We start from the raw sequence: 21,107 nt of genomic DNA, 5'->3' as shown, positions 1-21,107 counted from the left end.
GGCGCCTTGCACGGGCGGGCGCGTCGCCGGATACTGGCCGGCAAGGTATCCTTCATACCTAGGCCCGGTTATGCCGGGCGATGAGGCTTGGCCACGCGGGAGGCGCAGGTGCAGGCAGAGATCCTCTATCGTCCGTCCTACTCGTTGGCTCGCGTGCGGCTGGAACCGGGCGAGCAGATGCGGGTGGAGGCCGGCTCGATGGTGAGCATGTCACACGGAATGGCCATCGAGACCAAGATGCAGGGCGGGCTCCTCAAGTCGCTGGCACGGTCGGTCCTCGGCGGCGAGTCCTTCTTCGTCAACGTCTACAGGGCCCCCGCGGAGGGAGGAGAGATCACCCTGGCCCCGGCGCTGCCGGGAGACATGTCGGTGCTCGACCTGACCGATGACGTCTTGATGGTCCAATCGGGCGCCTTCGTGGCCTCCACCGCCGGGGTGGAAGTGAACGCCTCCTGGGGCGGAGCCAAGACGTTCTTTGCCTCCGAGGGGCTCATCATGCTCCGGGCAGAGGGAACGGGGCAGCTCATCGTGGGCAGCTATGGCGCCATTCACGAGCTCAATCTGGAAGCCGGGCAGACTTACACTGTGGACACCGGTCACTTGGTGGCCTTCACGGCCGACATCGGCTTTCGGGTCCGACGAGTGGGCGGGCTGCGCTCCACGCTGCTCAGCGGCGAGGGGCTGGTGGTGGACCTCACCGGGCCGGGCCGCGTGCTGCTACAGACCCGCTCGGCAGACGCGTTCCTGTCCTGGCTGCTGCCCAGGCTTCCCAGGGATCGAGACAACCGGTCTTGACCTCGGGTCTGGTGTCTGGACGCGCGGCCGAGGCTGCCACAGCGGGCGAAGCAGCGGCGCCAGGTGAACAGGGCCGGGCCGGTTGGAGGCCTGACAGATCGGCGGCGGACGCCGCGCGGGGGTTGATGCCATGACACACATGCTGATGGTGATACTGGTAGACAGACGACACGTGCCGCCACTGCTCCGGGCCTGGCAGGCACTGGGGTTGCCCGGCGTCACCATGATGGAGGGTGCCGGCGCCTACCGGGCCACCAGCTGGCTAACCAGCGTGGGGCTGGGCGCCCTCGACCGCCTGCTGGAGGCGGAAGAGGTTCGCCGACAGACACTCATTGCCGTAATAGAAGATGACGACCTATTGCAGCGGGCCATCTCGGAAGCCGAGCGGGTGGTAGGAGGCTTTGAGCACCCGAACACGGGCGCTCTCTTCGTCCTGCCGGTAGTCGAAGCCAGGGGCATCCAGCCGCGACGGGCGCCGCAGCCGCCGGTGCAGGAGCCGCTGCCCGTGGCCGAGCCCGAGTGGCGCCTGCGCCGCGAAACCCTGGTGGACGAGATCGTCCCCATCCTCAACCTGCAACCCACCATCGTGAAGGCCGACACCACGCTGGACGAGGTGGCGCGCGCGCTGCTGGAGCACCCCAGCGTCTTGGCCGCCTGCGTCGAGGACGACAACGGCCGCCTCATCGGTCTGGTGGACCTGGAGTCGGTGGCCGAGGACCTGTTCTTCTACATACTGCCGGAGGAGTTCCTGAGCGAAGTGGTGGACCTGGAGAAGGCCCTGGCCTTCGCCAAGCGCAGCCGCCTCCGTACTGCCGCCGATGCCATGAAGCCGCCCGTGTGGGTCAAGCTGGGGGAGACGGTGAGAGAAGCCTTTCGCCGGATGCACGAGAACCACATCCTGGGCCTGCCGGTGGTGAACGACCAGTACTGCGTGGTGGGCTTCATCAACATGCTGGAACTGCTGACCATCTTCATCGGCCAGTCCAATGACTCCAGCAGCCCCCGCCCGGCCGAATCCTAGCCTCCTCGTCCCAGAAGCCGCAAGCAGGCCCCTAGTCAGCTGCGCCAGCGCCCGGTTACTCCCCACAGCTCGGGGCCGGAGTCCGGCCCCGAGCTGACCAGCGTAACGCCTACTCGATCTCGGTGTAGCGCTCCCGCCGGGCACCGCACACGGGACAGCGGTCGGGCGGCTCGCCTAGTACCGTGTGTCCACAGACGGTGCAGATGAAGATGGGGCTTTCGGGCAGGTCCTTCCCCGAGTCCACCGCTTCCAGGGCGTCGGTGTAGAGCCAATGGTGGATCTCCTCCACCGCCAGGGCGTTCTTGAAGGTGGTGATAGCCGGGCCCACGCCCTCCTCCTGAGCCTGGGCCAGGAACTTGGGGTACATCTCCCTGAACTCGAATCCTTCGCCCGCGATGGCGGCCTGGAGGTTCTGCCGCGTCTCCCCGATGCCGCCCATGGCCCGCAAGTGAGCGTGGGCGTGGACTGTCTCCGCCTCTGCCGCGGCGCGGAACAGCCGGGCTACCATCGGGTAGCCGTCGGCCTCGGCCTGCTTGGCGAAGGCCAGGTAGCGGCGATTGGCCTGGCTCTCTCCGGCGAATGCTTCCTTGAGGTTGTCACTGGTTGCCATCACAAAGGCTCCTTCAACAGTGATGTAACATCGCGGCCCAACCGCGGCTTTCCTTATACCCACCCGGACCGTTTCGGTCAAGAATTGGCGGCGCCAAGCGCAACAGGAGCACGTCCTAGCGTGAGAGAGAGTGCAAGAGCGTTCGAGGGAAGGGGTGCCGACGCGTTCTAAGCAGTTCAGCTCGTGCGATTCACCTATGCCTGGTTGGCTGTCCCTTCTGCCGAACAGCCCGCCCTGAGCCTGTCCAATGGAAGCATGAACAAGGCCTCCCTCTACTGGCGGCAGAGGGCCTGTTGCGAGTGGAGGCAGGTGGAAAGCCAGCGTAGACTTCTCGAACGGCGAAGATGTATATGGAGCAGCATGCGGACAGCAGATCACCACAGGTGCAACCGTGTCTGCCCGGGCCTTTCTCTGCGAGTGCGAGTCGCCGGGCCGGAACATGGCCCCCCATCGGACCTTGCGTCTAGCAGCGAGGGGACCTTTCGTCCCGACTTGGGGCATCTGTGAGCCTGCACATGACGGGGGTGGCAAGCCAACCGGGCGCATCGGAGATCATTTGGCCGCGGGCCCAGAGACCCAGGCGCCAGAGCGCGAGGGTGCAGGCGATGCGCCAGCCCCAGTCCTCGAGAGATTGGCCGCAGACACCCTACGCAATGACTGCGGTTAGGGACGTGAAACAGCCTGCTCTAGCGCCCGGCCAGACCAGTGATGGTGATGCCCTGGATGAAGTAGCGCTGGGTGAAGAAGAACAGCACGATGATCGGTACGACCGTGATGGCTGAAGCAGCCATGAGCAGGGCATAGTAGGTGCTGTAACGGCCGCGGAAGGCGTTCAGTCCAATCGCTAGCGTGAACTTCTCTCTAGTGCTGATATAGATTAGGGGCTCCATGAATGCATTCCAGTTATCAAGAAAGGAGAATATCGCCACAGTGGCGAGGACTGGCCGTGATAGAGGCATGATAATCCGGGTGAAGATGAGGAAGCTCGAGGCGCCATCCATCCTGGCAGCTTCATCAAACTCCGGGGGGATGCTGGCGAAGAACTGGCGGAACAGGAAGACGTTGAACGCGCCACCACCGCACCAAGCCGGCACCACAAGAGGCAAGTAGGTATCCATCCACTTGAGAGACTTGAAGATCAGAAACCGAGGTATGAGAGTGACCACGCCAGGGAGCATCATGGTGGATATCACCAGTAGAAGCCACGCCTCCCGCTCACGAAAGCGGAGCCGAGCCAGGGCGAAACCTGCCATGGAGGCGGTGATAACCGTTCCAGCCAGTGCGGAGAGCGTAATGACCATGGTGTTCCTGAACCACAGCCCGAACGGCACTGCTTCCACCACGGTCACGTAGTTATGCCAGATCACTGGATTAGGTATGAGTTCTGGCGGATAGGCAAACTCACGTCCGGTCGCCTTCAGGGAGGTGGAGAGCATCCAGATTACTGGTACTGTGAACAGCAGCGACGCCAATACCAGGATCAGATGGAGCGCCGCTCGACGGAGCAGGACCCAGAGGGCACGAGAACTAGCCCGGCTCGAAGCCGCCGATGGCATGACCGGCCTTGGTGCTGTAGTCTCTCGCGCTGCCATCATCACCTTATCTTAGCGCCACCACTTCGAACTGCCTGGCCCATCTACTCCACCTCGTAGTACACCCAGTATCGTCCCACTCTAAACTGCAACAGAGTAAAGCCCAGAATGATCACGAACAACACCCAGGCTAGGGCCGAAGCATACCCCATCTTGAAGTACTGGAAGCCATTCCTGTACAGGTAGAGCACGTAGAAGAGTGTAGCATTCTGTGGGCCTCCGCCAGTAGCTACGAATGCGGTGGTGAAAACCTGAAAAGAGCCAATGATACTGACCACCGCGTTGAAGAAGATGCTGGGTGAAAGCAAGGGGACAGTGATGTGCCGCAGCATGTGCCAGTTGCGGGCACCATCCACTCTTGCCGCTTCGTAGTACAGATCAGGAATGCCTTGCAGCCCGGCGAGGAAGATGATCATCTGCCCTCCGATCCCCCAGAGGCTCATGATGATCATGGAGGGCTTGGCCAGCTTGACATCCATGAACCAACGCTGAGGGGGCAACCCAACCGCCCGAAGCAGAGCGTTGGCCAAGCCAAATTCGGGATTCAGCAACCACAACCACATCATGGCGTTCGCCACTGCGGGCGTCAGTGAAGGCAGATAGAAGGCCGTACGGTAGATTGACACCCCTCTAACCTGGCGGTTCAGCGCCATGGCTGCAACGAGAGCCACGGTGATCTGGAGCGGCACCCCGATGAATGTGTAGAACGCGGTGTTCCCTAGCGCCTTGACGAACAGCTCGTCCTCTAGCATGTGTCTGAAGTTTTCTAGTGCTACCCACTTCGGCGCCAGAAGTATCTGATAGTCAGTGAATGCCAATCCGGCAGACGTCAACATGGGGCCCAGCGTCCAGGCCAGGAAACCGAGAATCCATGGGAGGAGAAACACGTAGGCTTCCACATGTTCGCGCGATCTCACCCCGCGTCTGCCAGCGACCGTCCTCAGAAGACCAGCTGTCATGGAGCTCCCCCGTGCGTCACAGCACGTGCCCACGCCATAGCTCTGGCGTACGGCGGGGACGATGTAGGCTAACAAACGTCACACAGAGGCGCGACCCCGGCTGCCGATTGGGAGAAAACGGGGCTGAGCCATGGCTCAGCCCCAAGGCAACCGCTAGTCCCCCAACCAGCCTTGTTGCTCGGCCGGGATATCGGCGAGCAGCGGGTCGATCTTCGCACAAGCTTCGGCTGCGTACTCGGCCGGAGTCATGTCCCCAGCTAGAACCGCCTCATAACCAGAGGCAAGGATGTCGCCCATCTCGGCCCACTTGACCGTGACCGGCTGACGACCAGTGTGATTCTCGGTGCCATCAATCATCACTTCTACGTTGATGGTGTCCCCCAAAGCTGCATGCAGGCTCTCGGGTGTGGCCACGCCCAGGCGCGCTGGCATCAAGTAGCCGCCATCCAGCAGCATCTCCGCACCCGCTGGCCCCGTGATCCATTCCGCGACGCGCCAGGCAGCATCCTTGGCTGGTGCTTCACTCCAGACGCAATAGCAGTCAGATGGGGCCCTAGTGAGAGCTGTCTGCCCTTTACCCCGCGGCATGGGGGCTACGTTCCACACCAGCCCCTCGGTCGCCATCATGATTGACGAGTTCTGTACCGTCCTTGGCGTCATGGCGACACGATCAGTGCCGAACATCGTATCCATGCCCTCGGTCGCCTGGTCAGGTGTGGGCCACACTCGATGCACATTGATCAGATCGGACAGAAACTGCAGACCCTCCTGAGTCAATTCGTCGTCCAGCGTGCATTGAGTGCGTTCTTCGTTGAGGACACGACCACCATTGCTCCACACCCAGGGGAACATGTATGGCCACCAGCGAGTCTGCATGTAGCCGTAGATCTTGCTTGTGCCTTCGCCGCTGGTCAGGGCCAGAGCGGTATCCAAGAAGTCCTCGTAGCGCCAGGCCTCGGAGTCCCATTCAGTGGGCGGCAGATCTACGCCAGCCTTCTCGAACACAGTCTGGTTGTAGTACATGACCACCGTACTGACAGAGAACGGCAGTCCGTACATCGCTCCCGCGTGAACGTGCTTCTCCCACTGGTACGGGATGAAATCCTCTCTCTTGATGACGCTACTCGTGTCAATGTAGGGCTGGAGATCTAGCACTCCCGCGCGCACGGCAAACCCCGGGACTTGCTTTGACTCCATCTCCATGACTTCAGGCGCCACGCCGCCCGCCATGAGCACCTGAAGCTTCTGGAAGTAGTCCTCGCCGAGGACTTGCTGGGGCCGCAGGATGATGTCAGGGTTGTCTTCCATGAATGCGCTGAATATCCCCTCCCACACGGCCTGTTGTGCCAGGTCGTCCGCATAGAACGAGATATTGATCGACACTGCGCCCTGCGCAGCAGCCGGCGCGGCAGTCTGCACTACAACCCGAGTTACCTCCTTCTCGACAACCTGCGGGCTAGCAGCGCCGGCACAAGCAGCGAGAACCATGCCGCCTACCCCTGCACTGGCGCTCCGCACGAAACGCCTCCTGGAGAGCCCCACATTGGTCATTGCGTCCCCCTTTTGCCCAGACGATATTCGACAGAAGGCGGCCAGATAGATGCGGCCATTGTACTGGCAGTACAGCGGCAGCACAACCACAAGCGCCCGCAACCCTGCTTTCCATCGCGACTCCAACCGAGGTAAGCCAAGGAACCGGGACCGTCTTCCGTGCGACTGGCACACAAACGGGACCGCGGAAGGCACCCAGCACAGGGGCCATCAGCGTCACAGGCTGGACCCTCGTGCCGCCCGCTCCCGGCCCACAAGCGTGGGGGGTCATCTGCGGCTGGCCGAAGAGCCTGCCCCTGCGGTGCCCTCGGAGCGGCTTTGCACGTCTGACACCCGCGGTAGACTGCCTTGCCCCGTGCGCTGACTACCGTGCCCCGACCGCGCGCCTTCGCCGGGGCGTTCGCCTCCGCTCTTCCGCTAGACCGCCGGCGCTCGCGGCGATAAACTGGCCTTGGCGGAGGCATGATGGCTCACAGAGCGCGCTACGCTCACACCAATCTCGTGGCCAAGGACTGGCGGCGACTAGCCCACTTCTACCACAGCGTCTTCGGCTGCGAGCCCGTCCCCCCAGAACGGGACCTGTCGGGAGAGTGGCTGGACCGAGCCACCGGCATCGCCAACGCCCGCATCCGGGGGGTCCATCTGCGCCTGCCCGGGCACGGGGATCGCGGCCCTACCCTGGAGATCTTCCAGTATCTGGACCGTCAGGAGGCGCTGCAGCCGGCCAAGACCCCCGACCGCCCCGGTCTGGGCCACCTGGCTTTCCAGGTGGACGACGTCCAGGCGGCGCTGGCCCGGGTTGTGGCTGCCGGCGGGGGCGCCGTGGGCCACACGGTGACGGCAGACATCCCGCAGGCCGGCCGGATCACCTTCGTCTACGCCACCGACCCCGAGGGCAACATTATCGAGCTTCAGCAGTGGGCCTCATCGAAAGGAGGTCGGGAAGAGTGACCAAGGTGGAACGCGTGCGAGCTGCCCTGAGAGGGGCCGAGGTGGACAGGGTGCCGGCCAGCTTCTGGTTTCACTTTCCCCCGGAGCAGGCCCACGGCGACGCCTCCGTCCGCGCTCACCTGGACTACTACCGCGCCTCCGGGGTGGACTTCCTCAAGGTCATGAACGAGCATCCCTACCAGGCCAACGTGGCCATCCAATCCCCGTCCGACTGGCGTCTGGTTCGCCCGGCGCCCTCGTCATCGCCCTTCTTCCAGGAGCAACTGGACGAACTCAGGCGCATCGTGGACGCCATTGGCGACGAGTGTCTGGTGATCACGACCGTGTTTGGACCGTTCGCCGCCGGCGGCCACGCCAGCGGGGAGAGGGTGGCAGAGCACCTCCGGGCCGACCCCGAGTCGGTGGGGCAGGGGCTGGCGGCGATCGCCGAGAGCCTGGCTCGGTTCTGTCTGGCCTGCCTCGAGGCGGGCGCCGCCGGCATCTACTACTCCGCTCAGGGCGGGGAGCGCGACCGGTTCAGCGAGGAGCAGTTCCTTACCTGCGTCAAGCCGCACGACCTGGCCATTCTGCGAGCTATCGCCGATGCGGGCGAGTTCCACCTGTTGCACATATGCGGCAACCACATCCGTTTGGGAGCCTACGCCGACTACCCCGCTCATGCCGTCAACTGGGCTGTGGGCAAGGGCAATCCGAGCTTGGCCGAAGGCAAGGAGCTGTTCGCTCGTACAGTGGTGGGCGGAATGGACAACCGGGGCATCATCGTTGATGGTTCGCGGGACCGGATCCAGGCGGCGGTGCGGGACATCATTGCCGGCTTCGGCACTCGCGGGCTCATGATCGGCGCCGATTGCACCCTGCCCACCGGTATCCCGATCGAGAACGTGCGCGCGGCGGTCGAGGCCACCGCTCTCTGAGGCCCGCTTGCGGGCCCCAACCTGACTTCAGGAGATAGCCATGCCTGCCGCGGACACCCCTCCCCCGCCCGGACCACCGCACTCGGCTCAGGCCGCCGGCGAGCTGGTCCTCCTCCCCTACTCGCGCATCGAGTATCGAGGCGTGCCCCTCCTGCTGGGTCGCACCCGCGACCGCGACGTGATCGTGGCCCCGGCCTTCCGGCAGGCGCCGAACTCGATGGAGGCCGGGCATCCTCCGCTGCCCCTGTCAGGGGGGGAGCCCAGCGGTGAGGCGACCATCTTCCCCGCCCACTACGACAACATGATCAGCTGGGAGGTCCACCTGGCCCCCGAGCGGCGCCTCCAGCCCCTCAACCGGGCTGGGTTCGGCTATGGCTTCGGAGCCGGCAACCGCATGGTGATCTCCTGGAACGACCTGCCTCACCTGCGCGCCCGGGCCACGCTGGGCGGGTGGGATGGAATCTTCGCCGCCATGCTGCAGTCGTCGGCTCCCTTCTGGTTCATCCAGCAGTCCATCGTGCGCGAGCTCATTCCCGAGGGGCTGGAGCCGGCTCACTACCCCGGTATTGGCCACACCGGAGGCTACGGCCCGCGGGAGTTCCTGCGTGCCGGCCTGTTCGCCTTCGCCGGGTTGGGCGGGTACACCCGCTATGGGCTTCCCATCGGCGCCGACGCCGACCACGCCATCGTGACAGGGCACGACGAGGAGTCCCTGCAGCGTTCTCTGGCCATGAACCGCCTGGCGCTCTCCGAGGCCCGGGACTTCACCAAGTTCACCGTGGATACCAGCCACCTGTTCGGCTTCCCAGCGGAGATCGGGCCTCAAGATCGGGAGCGTCTGCTGAAGGTTTTCCGCGGCCGCCATTTCCGCATCCCCAATGTGCTGCCCGGCGGGCAGGAACGGGAATACGAGTTCGACCAGGACGAGGTCCTTCGCCTGGGCCGGTTGTACTGGCGCGCCTGCGCCGTGCACAAGGAGCTCTACGATCACGTCGCCTCCGAGCGCTCCGGTCGCCCCTTCGACTATGAGCTCTCGCTGGACGAGACGCCCCTGGCCACTCCGCCACGAGAGCTGCTCTTCTACCTGGTGCTCCTCTACGACGTCATGGGCCTGGAGCAGGGCGGCGTGGCCTCGGCGGGGCCGAACCTGGGGTACAACAAGCGGGAGGACTTTCGCGGCGACCTGGATTGGCTCCAGGAGCAGGCCAACGCCTGCGCCTCCATCCTGGCCCACTTCGGGGCCATGTTGGCAGTGCACTCCGCCGACGGAGAGAGGGCGGCCACCGGCAAAGGAGTGGGCTTCGACGTCACCCTGTTAGCCGCCACCGGCGGGCGAGCCGAGCTCAAGGTGGCCGACGTCTACCAGGAGGTCCTCTGGCACACCCTCGAATCTTCCCCGGAACCGGCCGAGCGGGAGCTGTTCCGGGAAGCCTGGCGGCGCACTTATGCCGCCGTGGCCCTGCTGGCCGAGGTCTACCGGCGAGAACTGGCGCCACTGCCCCCTGACAAGGCTCAGCGGGTGCTGATGGACCCCATGTGGCAGGGCCGAGTGGCCCGGAACTACGGTGCCGAAGCCTTGCGGGTCACCCACGGCGTCATTCATTACGGGCTGCCCCTGTTCCGCCTGGCGTCGGACCTGGTGGGCCGAGCCGACCCGGATTGGCCCAGCGCCGAGGCCGAGCTCTTCCGACGGTTCATGTTCCTTACCTACCGCGGTCTCCGCCCGGACATCCTGCGCCTCCTGACCGCGGAGGGCTGGGCTCGGGTCTCTCGGGCCATCCACGAGGCCACCATGGTCCGCATCCGGGCTATGGGCTGGGAGCTGGAGGCATAGACGATGCGAGACTTCGAGCGGCGGGTGGCCCTGGTCACCGGTGGAGGAAGTGGCATCGGGCGGGCGGTTTGCCTGGAGCTGGGCCGGAGAGGGGCGGCCGTGGCAGTGGCGGACCTGTCGCTGGCTCGGGCCCAGGCCACCGCCGCCGAGCTGGTCGGCGAGGGCGGCCAGGCCGGGGCCTACCCGGTGGACGTCTCATCGGCGGACCAGGTGCGCGAAACAGTGGAAGCGGTGTGCCGGCAGTGGGGCGGGGTGGACACTCTGGTCAACTCCGCGGGTATCTACCAGATAGGGGGGATCGAGCAGATCCCCGAGGCCGATTGGGATCGGGTACTGGCGGTCAACCTCAAGGGCCCCTACCTCCTCTGCCGTGAGGTGGTGCCCATCATGCGTCGCCGCGGCGGAGGCGTCATCGTCAATGTGTCTTCCATCTCCGGCCGCACCAAGTCGGACCTGGCCGGGGTGAACTACGCCGCCTCCAAGGCGGGCCTGATCGGGCTCACCATGTGCCTGGCCAACCAGCTGGCCCGCGACGGCATCAGGGTCAATTGCGTGGCCCCCGGCACCATAGACACCCCCATGAACGTCTCCTTGTCACCCGAGAGCCGCCAGGCGCTTACCCAGCGGGTGCCCCTCGGGCGCCTGGGGCTGGCGGAGGAGGTGGCAGCTGCCATCGCCTTCCTGGCCTCGCCGGCCGCCTCCTACATCACTGGAGAGACGCTCAACGTCAACGGCGGCGCCTTCATGGTGTAGGCCGATAGAACGCTGATTCCCGCTGATCACGGAGATGAGAGGTGCAGGAACGGCAGATAATGGCGTAGCATCAGCGCAATCGGGGCTCAATCTTTGCCGCTGTCGGGCGGCCGCCCCTATACTGGAGTGTTGTTCCGCCTAGAGGGAGTTGTGCCATGAGAGAGTCTTTTGCCGAGGCGTTAGAAGGCGTGCGGCAACAGGCCGAGGGCTGGCTCAAGGAGAGTAATCTCCGCCAGCTGTCCGCGGCCACCGCCGAGGAAGTACATGCGTTCGCAACCGTGTGGTCGGACCTGGAAGCGGACAGGCGCTTCCAGCTGATTACCGCTCTGGCTGGCCTAGCGGAGGAGAGTCGGGAGCTCTCCTTCGAGCCTCTCTTCGAGGTCACTCTCGAGGACGACATCGCCGAAGTGCGCTCGACCGCCGTGGCCGGGTTGTGGGAGGTCTCCGACAATCGCCTGGCAGAGAAGGTGCTGGGCCTGCTGAGGGATGACCCGGACGCGGGAGTCCGCGCCGAAGCAGCCACCGCCCTGGGCACGTTCTTGGCCACCAGCGAGCCCGAAGGGGACTCGGCCGGCCTGCGGCAACGGGTCGAGGACGCGCTGCTGGAGGCCATCAACACGGACACTGAGGATGTTCTGGTTCGACGGCGGGCGATCGAGTCCTACGGCTACGCTGACGATCCGTACGTAGATGAGATCCTGATGGACGCCTACGACAGTGACGAGGACGAGATGGTGGCCAGCGCCATCTTCGCCATGGGGCGCCGCTTGGATGAGCGCTGGCTGGGTATCATCCACCGGGAGCTGAGCAGCGAGGTGGACGAGATTCGCCTGGCCGCCATCTACGCCGCCAGTGAGATCGGTAGCGGGGCCAGCGTGCCCTACCTGCTTCGCATCATCGGCGAGGATCCCAGCGACGACATGCGTGTAGCCGCCGTCTACGGCCTGGCCGAGATCGAGGCCCCCGAAGCGGCGCGCATCCTGGAGGACCTTCTGGAGAGTGAGGACGTGGCCGTGCAGGTGGCGGCCGACGATGCCCTGGACCTTTGGCAGTCTCGCGACGACCTGAGCGACATGGTTATGTTCGACTATGGGCCGCCGCGCGAGGAGGGTCACTCAGGCAACGGCAGGGATAGTGGGTAGTGGCTAGCAGCCGGAAGACAGAGAGCCTCGCCCAGGGATAGTGGATGCACGCTTACTACGTGCCGCTGTGTCCTAGCCACTAGCCACTGGCCCATGCTGCTGCGAGTACTGATCAACAACATCGTCCCCGCCTTCATCGTGATAGGCGTGGGCTTCACCCTGGATCGGACCCTCAAACCTCACATCCCCACCATATCGCGCCTGGCGCTCTATGCCCTGAGCCCGGCCCTGGTCTTCACCTTGCTGGTCAACTCGGAGCTCGAGAGCTCTCAGCTAACCCTCATAGCTGGGTACGCGGCCGCCGTTCACCTGGCCATGATAGCGGTGACGGCGCTCACCGCTCAGGCCCTGCGCCTGGACCAGGCCACCGCTCCTGCCTTCACCTTAGCCGGAACCATGGTGAACTCGGGCAACTTTGGCCTCTCCGTGATCCTGTTTGCCTATGGCGAGGAAGGTCTCCGGCTGGCGGTCATCTACTTCGTCACTACCGCCGTCCTGGCGAACACCGTGGGGGCCTTCATCGCCTCCCGCAGCAGCGGCTCGTGGACCCAGTCCGTCCGGGGGGTGCTCAGGCTTCCCCTGATCTACGCCACCCTACTCGCCGTCGCCTTCCGTCTGGTGGGGTACGTGCCGCCACAGGTCGTCATGCGCCCGCTGGAGACCATTGGCCAGGCCGCCGTCCCCGTGTTACTGCTTATGCTGGGCATGCAGCTCTCCCGCAGCCGGGTGCAGGAAGACCTGCGTCTGTCGTCGCTGGCAGCGGTGTACAAACTGGTGCTCATGGCCCTGGTGGCCTTCGGGCTGGCGGAGGTCATGGGACTGACCGGTCTAGTGCGGCAGGTGTGCATCGTAGAGTCCAGCACTCCCACGGCCGTGACCGCGGTGCTGCTGGCCACCGAGTTCCGGGCCCGCCCCCAGGTGGTGGCCAGCACTGTCTTTCTGTCTACCTTGGGCGCAGCTGTGACCCTGACGGTGGTGATCGCCACTCTGGCCTGATGGCCGCCGGGCCCCGCTCTTCGGCCGCTGTGCCTCCTCCTGTATCCGGGGTGCAACGAGCCCCGAGGAGTGCGCGCGCCCACGCGCGCCTTGTCCCCATACGCATGCCGCACCTGGCGAGGCGCACTCCTACCCCGCCCGACGGGCTCTAGAGGCACCTTCATCCGAGGAGTGCGCGCGCCCACGCGCGCCTTGTCCCCATACGCATGCCGCACCTGGCGAGGCTCACCCCTACCCCGCCCGACGGGCTCTAGAGGCACCTTCATCCGAGGAGTGCGCGCGCCCACGCGCGCCTTGTCCCCATACGCATGCCGCACCTGGCGAGGCTCACCCCTACCCCGCCCGACGGGCTCTAGAGGCACCTTCATCCGAGGAGTGCGCGCGCCCACGCGCGCCTTGTCCCCATACGCATGCCGCACCTGGCGAGGCTCACTCACCACAAGACACTTGAGCCTACCAGGACACCACAGCCCCGCTCTCGCAGCCGGCCCAAGGGCGGGCTCTGCCGGACCTAGCTCCGGGGTCCTCCTGAGCGGACAAGCGCCCCAAGAGCCGCGCCCCTGATTCTGGCCATTGCGCCAGGTGACAGGTAAGCTGCCGCCACGTATAATGGTAAGTGAACAGGTATGCTCGGCAGGTGACAGGCCAAAAGAGCTGCAAGTGGGAAAGTGTCGGGTCCTTCTGGAAGCCTTTCGAGGGAGAGAGACATGCCCAAAGTCTTCCACTGCCAGACCGTAGGATGGGATTGCGAGTACACCGCCCGCGCCGAGACCGACACCGACGTGCTGAGGCTGGCCCGAGAGCACGTGATCGAGAAGCACCACCTGGCCAGCCTCACCCAGGAGCTGGAAGCCCGGGTGCGATCGGCCATACACAACGTAGGGGAGGACGGCTGTCCCCTCTGCCGCTAAGGTCCGACTGCCCAGCTTGACACCACCTCCCGGGGCCCTTATAGAACCAGAGGCGCCCGGGCTCGGGCGCCCAATCGTCCGCCCGGCAGGTGGTGATGCAGATCTCCAAGCTTAGGCGCGCAGCCCGGTCCGGAGGGGCGACCGGAGAGACTTGGGTAGCTCCCTTCCTCAGCCTGGTAGCGCTCATCTTCCTGAGCGACATGGTCTCGGGGCCCGGCAGGACGCTCCTGCCGGTGTACGGCGAGGCCGTCCTCCGTCGCCCTCCCTACTTCACCTCCACCCTGGTCTCGCTGCAGCTCATCTTCGGGGCAGTGTCGGCCCTGGCCGGGGGCGCCCTGAGCGACGCTCTGGGCCACAAGCGCGCCCTGATCGTGGGGCTGTCCGGCGTGCCGCTGGTGGGCCTGGGCTTCGTGGTGCATTCGCCCGCGGCACTGGTCCTATTCTGGACCTACATCGGCTTCGCCTTCGGCTCTCTCACCGTCGGCCGGCAGTCCTACATGATGGCCTCGGTCCCGGCGCGCCACTTGGGCACCGCCACCGCCCTGGTCTTCTTCGGCCTCACCCTGGGCAGCGCCCTGGGCAACTACCTGGCGGCACCGGTGCTGGACCGTTACGGCTTCGGCGTCTTGGGCGCCGGCATGACAGCGATCGCCTTGGTGGCGCTGCTGGTGGGCTTCTGGGCCCTACCCAACGTAGGGGCCCGCGAGGAGAGGCCCAGCGCGGCCGCCACCCTTACCGGATATCGCGACCTGCTCCGGCGTCGTCCGGTGCAGTTGCTGGCGGTGATTCGCTTCGTCCCCACCGCCTACTGGGGCACGGCCACTCTGCTGATGCCTCTGCTCATCTACCGCGTCGCCGGCACCCCTTCCGCCGCCGCCTACTACGGCACCATCAGCCTGCTCTTCGCCTCCGCCTGCCAGCTGCTGTCGGGCCGAGTGGCCGACCGGTGGGGAGTGCGCTCCTCCATCGTGGTGCTCACCGGCCTGATCGCCGCGTTCTCGCTCCTCACCGGAGCCTTCAGCCAGAGCCTGACCGGGCTGTACGTCTTCGGCATGCTGGGGGCGGGGGCGGCCTGGTCGCTCTCCGTCACCATACCGGGATTGGTGCACGGCATCGTCCCCCGAGAGGAGCACGGCCGCACCCTCGGCCTGGTCCACGTAGCCTGGTGCGCCGGCTCGCTCACCGGCACCCAGCTGGGTGGCTGGCTGGTGGACCTGCACAGCGGCCTTCCCTTCTTCCTGATGGGAGCGCTGTGTCTGGCGGCCGTCGGTAGCGCCGCCCTCCTGGGCCCCTGGCTCAGGGCGGGCGTAAAGAGCTAGCCCATGCCGGCCTCCTACACCCTCCAGGCCTCGAGACCGCTGCCCGGGCAGGAGGTGACCAGCAGGCCCTCTGGCTCCAGCAGGGCCGCGACATGGGCCGGCCCGCCCAGCCTGGCGGTGCGCAGGACCTGCCCGTCCCCATCCAGCACGGTCAGCAGGCCCTCGTCTGCCAGGACTGTCACCCCGTCCGGGCCCGCCCACAGGTAGCTCGGAGCCTCCGGCAGGCGAGTTCGCCAGCGGATGGTCCCATCCACGGTGACGGCATAGACGCTGTTGTTGGCGCTGGCCACCACCAGCTCCTGCCTGTCACCCCCTCCATCGCGCGTCGCCAGCCCGGCGATGCGGTCGCCGGTGCGCAGCACGAAGGCTACTTCGGCTCGCCGGTCGGGCCCGCTCTCGAGCGGGGGCCGAACCACCTGAACCGTTCCATCCACGCAGCCGAAAGCCACCAGCCTGGCCCCGGTGCCATCGGCCACCGTGGTGACGGCGGACGCCCCTGGGCCATACACGGTGCTGTGCTGCCATTTGCGTCGGCCCTCGGCCGAGACGCAGGACCACCAGTAGTACTCTGTCCCCGCCACTAGTTCCAGGGCGCCGTCCCCGTCCGCGTCGGCCACAGCGCCGGCAGTGGAGGCGTGCACGCTCTCGAACTGCCACAGGAAGCGGCCCTGATGGTCGAGGGCGTAGTAGTGCCAGTTCTCCGCCCCCACGATCACCTCTTCGCGGCCGTCCCCGTTCAGGTCGCCATGCAGCAGGACGCGCACGATGCCGTCCCGCTTGTAGTAGGGGATGCGGTACTGCCACAGGGTGGCCCCCGCCAGGTCCAATGCCGTGACCAGACCCCTGCCGCTGCCCACGATCAACGCCGGCCCCTCGGAGCCGAACCGGGCGCTGCCCACGGCGGTGACGTTCCCCTCCACCTGAGCTCGCCAGAGCACCCGACCGTCGGCAGCGAGCAACCGGACCCCGCCCTCCTCGTCGCCGGCGAGCAGGCGCACCGCCTCGGCAGTCTCGACCGGCGCCAGGGCAGACACCTCCGCTCCGGCCTGAACGGCCCACACCGGATCAGCCTCGCGAGCGGAAGACTCCCTCCCACCGGCCCGGGGCACCGCCGCCTCCTGCCACATAGCTCCCAGAGCCCTGCGCAGGCAGTCGGATACAGCCGTGTCCCCGTTGAGGACAAACGCCAGGGTGTGCCTGCCTTCGGGCAGGGTGAAGGTCAGCCGGTCTCCTTCTTGTCGGACGGGACGCTCCTGTCCGTCCACTGCCACCCCCGTGACCCCGGGCAGGGTCAGCGTCAGCAGGGCGGCGTGGTCGGCGACGGTCATAGCCTCCCCCCGCTCCAGGTTCAGCTCCAGGGAAACGGGGCGGTCGGTGCGCACCGAGAACCCATCGCACTCTAGGCGGGTGCCCTGGGCAAAGGCGAAGCGCCGCTCCCCCACCCACCAGGCCTCGGCATCGGTGGCGATAGTCGGAGTCGTCTCATCCGGCACGCGCACGCCCGTCCACTCCAGGCTCCCTTCGCTTCGCACCAGGACCGACCCCGGGCCCAGGCGCCGCACCTCAGGGGCCCCTTCATGGGCCAAGCGTGGTCGGAGCAGGTTGAGGAAGGTCAGCGCCTCTCCCGCCCGCAGCCGGGCACCGCGGTCCTGCTGCAGCACCCGCACGACGGGCTCGGCCAGGGTGTACGGCTTCCAGTTGGACGAGGTGAGCTCATCCACCTTCATCGCCAGAGTGGCCCCGTCCCCGTTGACGATGTCCAGCCGCCGATCCTGCTGCGCCACCGTGAGGGCCGAGTCCTGCAACTCCACCCGGCCCAGCACCCTCCATAGGGCGCGGAAGTCGTAGTCGCCCTCCTCTCGCGCTCGCATCACGTCCGCCACCACCATGTAGGGGCGAACCTCGTGTTCGCCCGCCCCAGCCCCACCGCCCCCACCTCCGCAGGGGCCAACCTCGCGTTCACCGACCCCAGCCCCGCCGTACCCACCTCCGTAGGGGCCAACCTCGTGTTCGCCTGCCTTGCGCCAGATGATGTTGCGTTCCCAATCGCAGCCGGCGTAATCCCGCACAGTGGTACGGATGAAGGCGCACGAACCCAGGTCAGCCACCAGGTCGCTCCAGGTGAAAGGCGGAATCTCCCCGGTGACCCCGTCCTTCAGGGGCAGCACGCCATTGTGGAAATTCGGGGTGGAACAGTAGTAGTCGCAGTCGGCCAGCCAGATGCGGCCCAGGGCGGTCAGACGAATGATGGAGTTGCCGTCGTAGTGCCTATGGCCCCCACAACTGATGCCGTCCAGCAGCAGGTACTCGCTGTCCTCGGTGAGCCCGCCGCGCAGGGCGATCTTGTCGAAGGCCCTCTCCAGGGGCAGGACCTGGGGTCCACCGGTGGAGAGGAAGAAGCGGCGGTCCATGGGCACTACCTGCACACCGATGGCATCGCTCGGCTCTACCGGCTCGACCCCGGCGTTGTAGGCGCTGATCGGGCCCAGCCCGATGACCCGGGGAGCCTTGGCGTTGGGCCGCTCGGCTACCCACTGGTAGCGACCGTCGCCATAGTACCAGGCAGCCATGGACAGCAGTGGCCACTCCGAGCCCCAGCCGAAGGGATCGCGGGTATCGCCGTAGGAGGCCTGGTAGCCCAGGCTGTCCATAGAGGCCAGGGCCAGCTCCGCTCCCTGGCGCAGATGCCCTTTCTCGAAGTACTCCATGTGTGGGCGGGCCAGGGCGTACTTGGCCATATGGTATAGGGTGATCCACTGGTAGCCATTGCTGTCCTCCACCGGCCGCCAGCCCTGTCCCTGGCTGATGAAGCACTCGTCGGCCACGTAGAGCCAGTCCTCGGCCTCCCTCAGCCCGTAGTACTTGGTGAAGTACTGGCCGGCGTACATGAGGCCCAGGGCGGCGAAGGTGGTGTGGTTGTGGCGCACCTTGCGGTCGCGCACCGCAGCCTCGGCGTGGGGGATGCAGTCCACGATGAACCGGGCGTAGATGCGGGTGATCTCCAGCCGGTCCTGGTCGGTGAAGATGGGCGCCTCCTCCACCAGGTCCCAGGCGGGCATCATCTTGTGCAGGCGGAAGTCGGCGTCCATGCCCCAGGGACCGCCGTACTGCTCCCGCCCACTCTGGAAGTCCTCATACATGAGGTAGGCCAGCCGCCTGAACACCTCCGCCCAGCCGACCTTGCCCGTGAGGTAGTAGAGGAAGCCGGCTCGACCCAGAGGCTCGGTGATGCCGCCGTGGGCGGAGGTCTCCAGCATGTTCCGGGCCTCAGCCATCTCCCTCTCGATGAGGGCTTCGTCCGGCTCCAGGGCCAAGTCAGGGACTCGGGACAGGACCTCCGGTCCCAGGGTCACCTGCAGCAACGGCGGCACCGACACGCCCACCTGATCCCGGCGTAGGGCAGCCACCAGCCGGTCGGCGGCCGCGGCCACACCCCTGGCCTCACTTCCGCCCACCAACACCAGGTTGCGGCCGGTACCCCAGGGGTCGTGGACGGTGCGCAGCACATGACCACCCGCCCCAGGGTAGAACCGGTCGGCGGCCACGTAGTGGCAGGCATAGAGGGGACCCAGGAGGCAGTTATCTATCACATTCCCCAGGGCGATCAGGTTCAGCGCCGGAGGCGCCCACGGGTCCAGATCGGTATCCCGGTACACGGGCAGGGCCGCTCCACTCAAGCAGCGGACGGCGACGACGATCTTGTCGGCCTGGGCCCGGTAGGCGGGGGTGTCGGGGGCCACGATGGCGGCCTGGGGGCGCCCATCGGCGACGAAGGCAGTATCCAGGTAGAGCGGCTTGGGGCGGTCTATGTCCTGCCAGGTAGCCGGGCCAAGCTGACGCCGGCTGCCACAGGGGCGAACCTCGTGTTCGCCCGAATCTCGACCCTGGCACGGAACCTCCGAATTCTTGCGCTCTGACATATCACGCCTCGACCTCGAAGTTGACTACGACCGGGCTGCTCTCGAGAGACACGGAGAGCACGGCCACCGCTTCCTGCAAGGGGGCAGCACCGTCGGCGGCATAGGGGTTGAAGGGGTAGACGGGCCAGGTCACCTTGCTATCGCCGGGGAGGCCGACTCGCCAGCCGTCTTGCCCTATCCAGCCCCCGGCAGCCTCAGAGGTGAGCTCGAGCCCCTCTCCATCGAGAACGTAGCTAGCGCCGGCACCGGTAGCCAGGGCCTGCCTAGGCTTGAGCTTGAGGAGCAGCTGGCCAGTGGCTCCGGCGGGGCCCGCCAGCCTCACAGCTAGGTGGCCAGGATCCACGATAGTGGCCCCAATGGTACAGTCCCGCTCGCCGTAGGTCAGGATCACGGCGTCGCCCTGGTCGCCCGGTTCCAGCCGAGCCGCCGTGGGCAGGTATAGGGGACCGTCCTGCCCCGGATGGACGAAGTTGCTCCACTCGGGCTGGTCCTTGGAGTTGCCGCCTCCCACGATGAGCCGGGGCCCCTGGTTCCAGACGCTGATGAAGGCCTGGCGGTCCATCCCCCAGCGGTTATCCGCCGGCGGGGTGACGATGCCGCTCAGGCAGTAGAACCAGCCATCCCCGCGTCTGATCAGCGCCTGGCCCGGGTCGTGGACGCTATAGTCTGCCCTGTCCTGGAGGATCGCTTCCTCCGGCCCCTCCTGGTGGTGGACGTAGGCACTGGCCAGGTGGGGTACGAGCCCGTACTGGGCTGCCGCTATCTTGATGCTGCCGCCGGTCTTGATGTAGCTGATCTCAGGCTCGCCCCGCTCGGCCCGCTCGGCCAGCATGTGCTCCACCAGGAAGCGAACGTAGCGCCGGCCTCGGGGCGAGAGGCTGAAAGCGGGCAGGCCGGTGGCGGAGACGTGGTCGTGGTACTTCACCCGCCCGTCAATGGTCTCCACCGGCCGGCCGTCGGGATAGGTGTAGCGGATGTGGAAGTCCGTCGCCCGCTGGATGCTGTCGAGGACGCCGTCGTCGCCGGAATGGCCGTGGTAGAGGCCGAGGGCGTGGACATAGACGAGGTTGTAGGAGGTGGTGGGCCCGAGGTGCTCGCGCCAGTAGCCCTGGGGCGTCTGCTCCTCCACTGTGCGGTAGATCATGTGCCGACCACCTTTCATCCACTCCGGTCGCTCGAAGATCTGGCCCGCCCGGTAGAGGGCCTGGGCGTGCCAGGTGGGGATGTTGTGCACCCCCGAGCGCTCCAGCAGGGCGGCGATGCCGGTGTAAGCCAGCCTCAGCCCCTCCTCCCACCGGCGGCGCCGGCCCGGGTCCAGTTCGTCGTACATCAGAGCGTAGGTCTCCAGCCAGTGGTACATGGACCAGGGCATAAACGTGGGCCCCCAGGTGGAGCCGTCCACCTTGATGAACTCCACCGAGCCGTCCGGATTCTGGAAGTCCCTCCAGGCGTCGCCGCCACGCATGATGTAGGGAAGGAGACGCTCATCGCGGTGATAGGGGTTGACGGGGCTTTCGGTGGTGTAGAGAAGCGCCAGGGGGTAGACGATATCCTGGTTGGTAACCGCCCAGCCGCCCCCGGTCAGGAAGCGACCGGTAGCGTCATCGAAGCGCTCCAGGTTCTGAGGCACGTCCTCGGCGAGCATACGAAGGTAAGTCTGTCTGATGTCCATGCCTTGTGTCCTCCAATCCATCTCATCCGTAGGGGCGAACCTTGTGTGTCCGGTATCAGGACATCGCTGACACAATGTATCAGGACATGGTTGACACATCGGACACCGGCTGCACCAGAGGCACAGTGTGCTTGGTGGCTAGATCGATCTGGCGGATGAACATGTGG

At 66.1% G+C, this 21,107-nt stretch carries 16 protein-coding genes; 10 read left to right on the top strand and 6 right to left on the bottom strand.

Going from position 1 to position 21,107, the window contains the following annotated elements; all coding sequences use genetic code 11:
- Positions 1 to 108: 108 nt before the first annotated feature.
- Both HPY83_17220 and HPY83_17215 read left to right on the top strand, forming a co-directional pair.
- A complete protein-coding gene (locus HPY83_17220) occupies positions 109 to 795 on the top strand; it encodes a TIGR00266 family protein (protein ID NPV09686.1) in 687 nt (228 codons plus the stop codon).
- A 130-nt stretch (positions 796 to 925) separates the two neighbouring features.
- Complete coding sequence (locus tag HPY83_17215) at positions 926 to 1,816, top strand: CBS domain-containing protein (GenBank protein NPV09685.1); 891 nt, start codon at positions 926 to 928, stop codon at positions 1,814 to 1,816.
- 109 nt (positions 1,817 to 1,925) lie between these two features.
- On the opposite strand, the gene HPY83_17210 is transcribed toward HPY83_17215, so the two are convergent.
- From HPY83_17210 to HPY83_17195, 4 genes are all read right to left on the bottom strand, one after another.
- Entirely contained in the window at positions 1,926 to 2,426 is a 501-nt protein-coding gene (locus HPY83_17210) for a rubrerythrin family protein (protein NPV09684.1), read from the bottom strand.
- A gap of 686 nt (positions 2,427 to 3,112) precedes the next feature.
- Complete coding sequence (locus tag HPY83_17205; protein ID NPV09683.1) at positions 3,113 to 3,862, bottom strand: carbohydrate ABC transporter permease; 750 nt, start codon at positions 3,860 to 3,862, stop codon at positions 3,113 to 3,115.
- 200 nt (positions 3,863 to 4,062) lie between these two features.
- Positions 4,063 to 4,977 (bottom strand): sugar ABC transporter permease, encoded by a 915-nt coding sequence (locus tag HPY83_17200; protein NPV09682.1) that lies wholly within the window; start codon positions 4,975 to 4,977, stop codon positions 4,063 to 4,065.
- 153 nt (positions 4,978 to 5,130) lie between these two features.
- Complete coding sequence (locus HPY83_17195) at positions 5,131 to 6,360, bottom strand: sugar ABC transporter substrate-binding protein (GenBank protein NPV09681.1); 1,230 nt, start codon at positions 6,358 to 6,360, stop codon at positions 5,131 to 5,133.
- A 633-nt stretch (positions 6,361 to 6,993) separates the two neighbouring features.
- Here HPY83_17195 and HPY83_17190 point away from each other — a divergent pair.
- The 8 genes from HPY83_17190 (at position 6,994) to HPY83_17155 (ending at position 15,348) form a co-directional block, all read left to right on the top strand.
- A complete protein-coding gene (locus HPY83_17190) occupies positions 6,994 to 7,479 on the top strand; it encodes a VOC family protein (protein NPV09680.1) in 486 nt (161 codons plus the stop codon).
- Positions 7,476 to 8,393 (top strand): hypothetical protein, encoded by a 918-nt coding sequence (locus HPY83_17185; protein ID NPV09679.1) that lies wholly within the window; start codon positions 7,476 to 7,478, stop codon positions 8,391 to 8,393. Before HPY83_17190 ends, HPY83_17185 begins: the two co-directional genes overlap by 4 nt.
- A 40-nt stretch (positions 8,394 to 8,433) precedes the next feature.
- Positions 8,434 to 10,227, top strand: a complete 1,794-nt coding sequence (locus HPY83_17180) for a hypothetical protein (GenBank protein ID NPV09678.1) — start codon at positions 8,434 to 8,436, stop codon at positions 10,225 to 10,227.
- A gap of 3 nt (positions 10,228 to 10,230) precedes the next feature.
- Entirely contained in the window at positions 10,231 to 10,980 is a 750-nt protein-coding gene (locus HPY83_17175; GenBank protein NPV09677.1) for an SDR family oxidoreductase, read from the top strand.
- Between the two features lie 155 nt (positions 10,981 to 11,135).
- Positions 11,136 to 12,122 carry a HEAT repeat domain-containing protein gene (locus HPY83_17170; GenBank protein ID NPV09676.1) on the top strand — a complete coding sequence of 329 codons (987 nt, stop codon included), beginning with the start codon at positions 11,136 to 11,138 and terminating at the stop codon, positions 12,120 to 12,122.
- A 93-nt stretch (positions 12,123 to 12,215) separates the two neighbouring features.
- Positions 12,216 to 13,118 carry an AEC family transporter gene (locus HPY83_17165; protein ID NPV09675.1) on the top strand — a complete coding sequence of 301 codons (903 nt, stop codon included), beginning with the start codon at positions 12,216 to 12,218 and terminating at the stop codon, positions 13,116 to 13,118.
- A gap of 707 nt (positions 13,119 to 13,825) precedes the next feature.
- Complete coding sequence (locus tag HPY83_17160; GenBank protein ID NPV09674.1) at positions 13,826 to 14,029, top strand: DUF1059 domain-containing protein; 204 nt, start codon at positions 13,826 to 13,828, stop codon at positions 14,027 to 14,029.
- Between the two features lie 95 nt (positions 14,030 to 14,124).
- The gene (locus HPY83_17155) at positions 14,125 to 15,348 is read left to right on the top strand and encodes an MFS transporter (protein ID NPV09673.1); all 1,224 of its coding nucleotides are present in this window, start codon (positions 14,125 to 14,127) and stop codon (positions 15,346 to 15,348) included.
- Between the two features lie 14 nt (positions 15,349 to 15,362).
- On the opposite strand, the gene HPY83_17150 is transcribed toward HPY83_17155, so the two are convergent.
- Complete coding sequence (locus tag HPY83_17150) at positions 15,363 to 19,268, bottom strand: PQQ-binding-like beta-propeller repeat protein (protein NPV09672.1); 3,906 nt, start codon at positions 19,266 to 19,268, stop codon at positions 15,363 to 15,365.
- 1 nt (position 19,269) lies between these two features.
- Entirely contained in the window at positions 19,270 to 20,940 is a 1,671-nt protein-coding gene (locus tag HPY83_17145; protein NPV09671.1) for a hypothetical protein, read from the bottom strand.
- Between the last annotated feature and the right edge of the window lie 167 nt (positions 20,941 to 21,107).

It is taken from the genome of Anaerolineae bacterium, from assembly GCA_013178015.1.
In the GTDB taxonomy this organism is placed as follows: Bacteria; Chloroflexota; Anaerolineae; order DRVO01; family DRVO01; genus Ch71.
Note: the sequence above shows the minus strand (reverse complement) of the source record. Positions and strands in the feature narration are given on the sequence as shown.

What these genes read in the sequence shown, in the direction of transcription:
- HPY83_17175 (NPV09677.1), top strand. Translation starts at nt 10,231, where the DNA reads ATGCGAGACTTCGAGCGGCGGGTGGCCCTGGTCACCGGTGGAGGAAGT.
- HPY83_17150 (NPV09672.1), bottom strand. Translation starts at nt 19,268, where the DNA reads ATGTCAGAGCGCAAGAATTCGGAGGTTCCGTGCCAGGGTCGAGATTCG.
- HPY83_17205 (NPV09683.1), bottom strand. Translation starts at nt 3,862, where the DNA reads ATGCTCTCCACCTCCCTGAAGGCGACCGGACGTGAGTTTGCCTATCCG.
- HPY83_17210 (NPV09684.1), bottom strand. Translation starts at nt 2,426, where the DNA reads ATGGCAACCAGTGACAACCTCAAGGAAGCATTCGCCGGAGAGAGCCAG.
- HPY83_17200 (NPV09682.1), bottom strand. Translation starts at nt 4,977, where the DNA reads ATGACAGCTGGTCTTCTGAGGACGGTCGCTGGCAGACGCGGGGTGAGA.
- HPY83_17215 (NPV09685.1), top strand. Translation starts at nt 926, where the DNA reads ATGACACACATGCTGATGGTGATACTGGTAGACAGACGACACGTGCCG.
- HPY83_17190 (NPV09680.1), top strand. Translation starts at nt 6,994, where the DNA reads ATGGCTCACAGAGCGCGCTACGCTCACACCAATCTCGTGGCCAAGGAC.
- HPY83_17170 (NPV09676.1), top strand. Translation starts at nt 11,136, where the DNA reads ATGAGAGAGTCTTTTGCCGAGGCGTTAGAAGGCGTGCGGCAACAGGCC.
- HPY83_17165 (NPV09675.1), top strand. Translation starts at nt 12,216, where the DNA reads ATGCTGCTGCGAGTACTGATCAACAACATCGTCCCCGCCTTCATCGTG.
- HPY83_17145 (NPV09671.1), bottom strand. Translation starts at nt 20,940, where the DNA reads ATGGACATCAGACAGACTTACCTTCGTATGCTCGCCGAGGACGTGCCT.
- HPY83_17155 (NPV09673.1), top strand. Translation starts at nt 14,125, where the DNA reads ATGCAGATCTCCAAGCTTAGGCGCGCAGCCCGGTCCGGAGGGGCGACC.
- HPY83_17160 (NPV09674.1), top strand. Translation starts at nt 13,826, where the DNA reads ATGCCCAAAGTCTTCCACTGCCAGACCGTAGGATGGGATTGCGAGTAC.
- HPY83_17180 (NPV09678.1), top strand. Translation starts at nt 8,434, where the DNA reads ATGCCTGCCGCGGACACCCCTCCCCCGCCCGGACCACCGCACTCGGCT.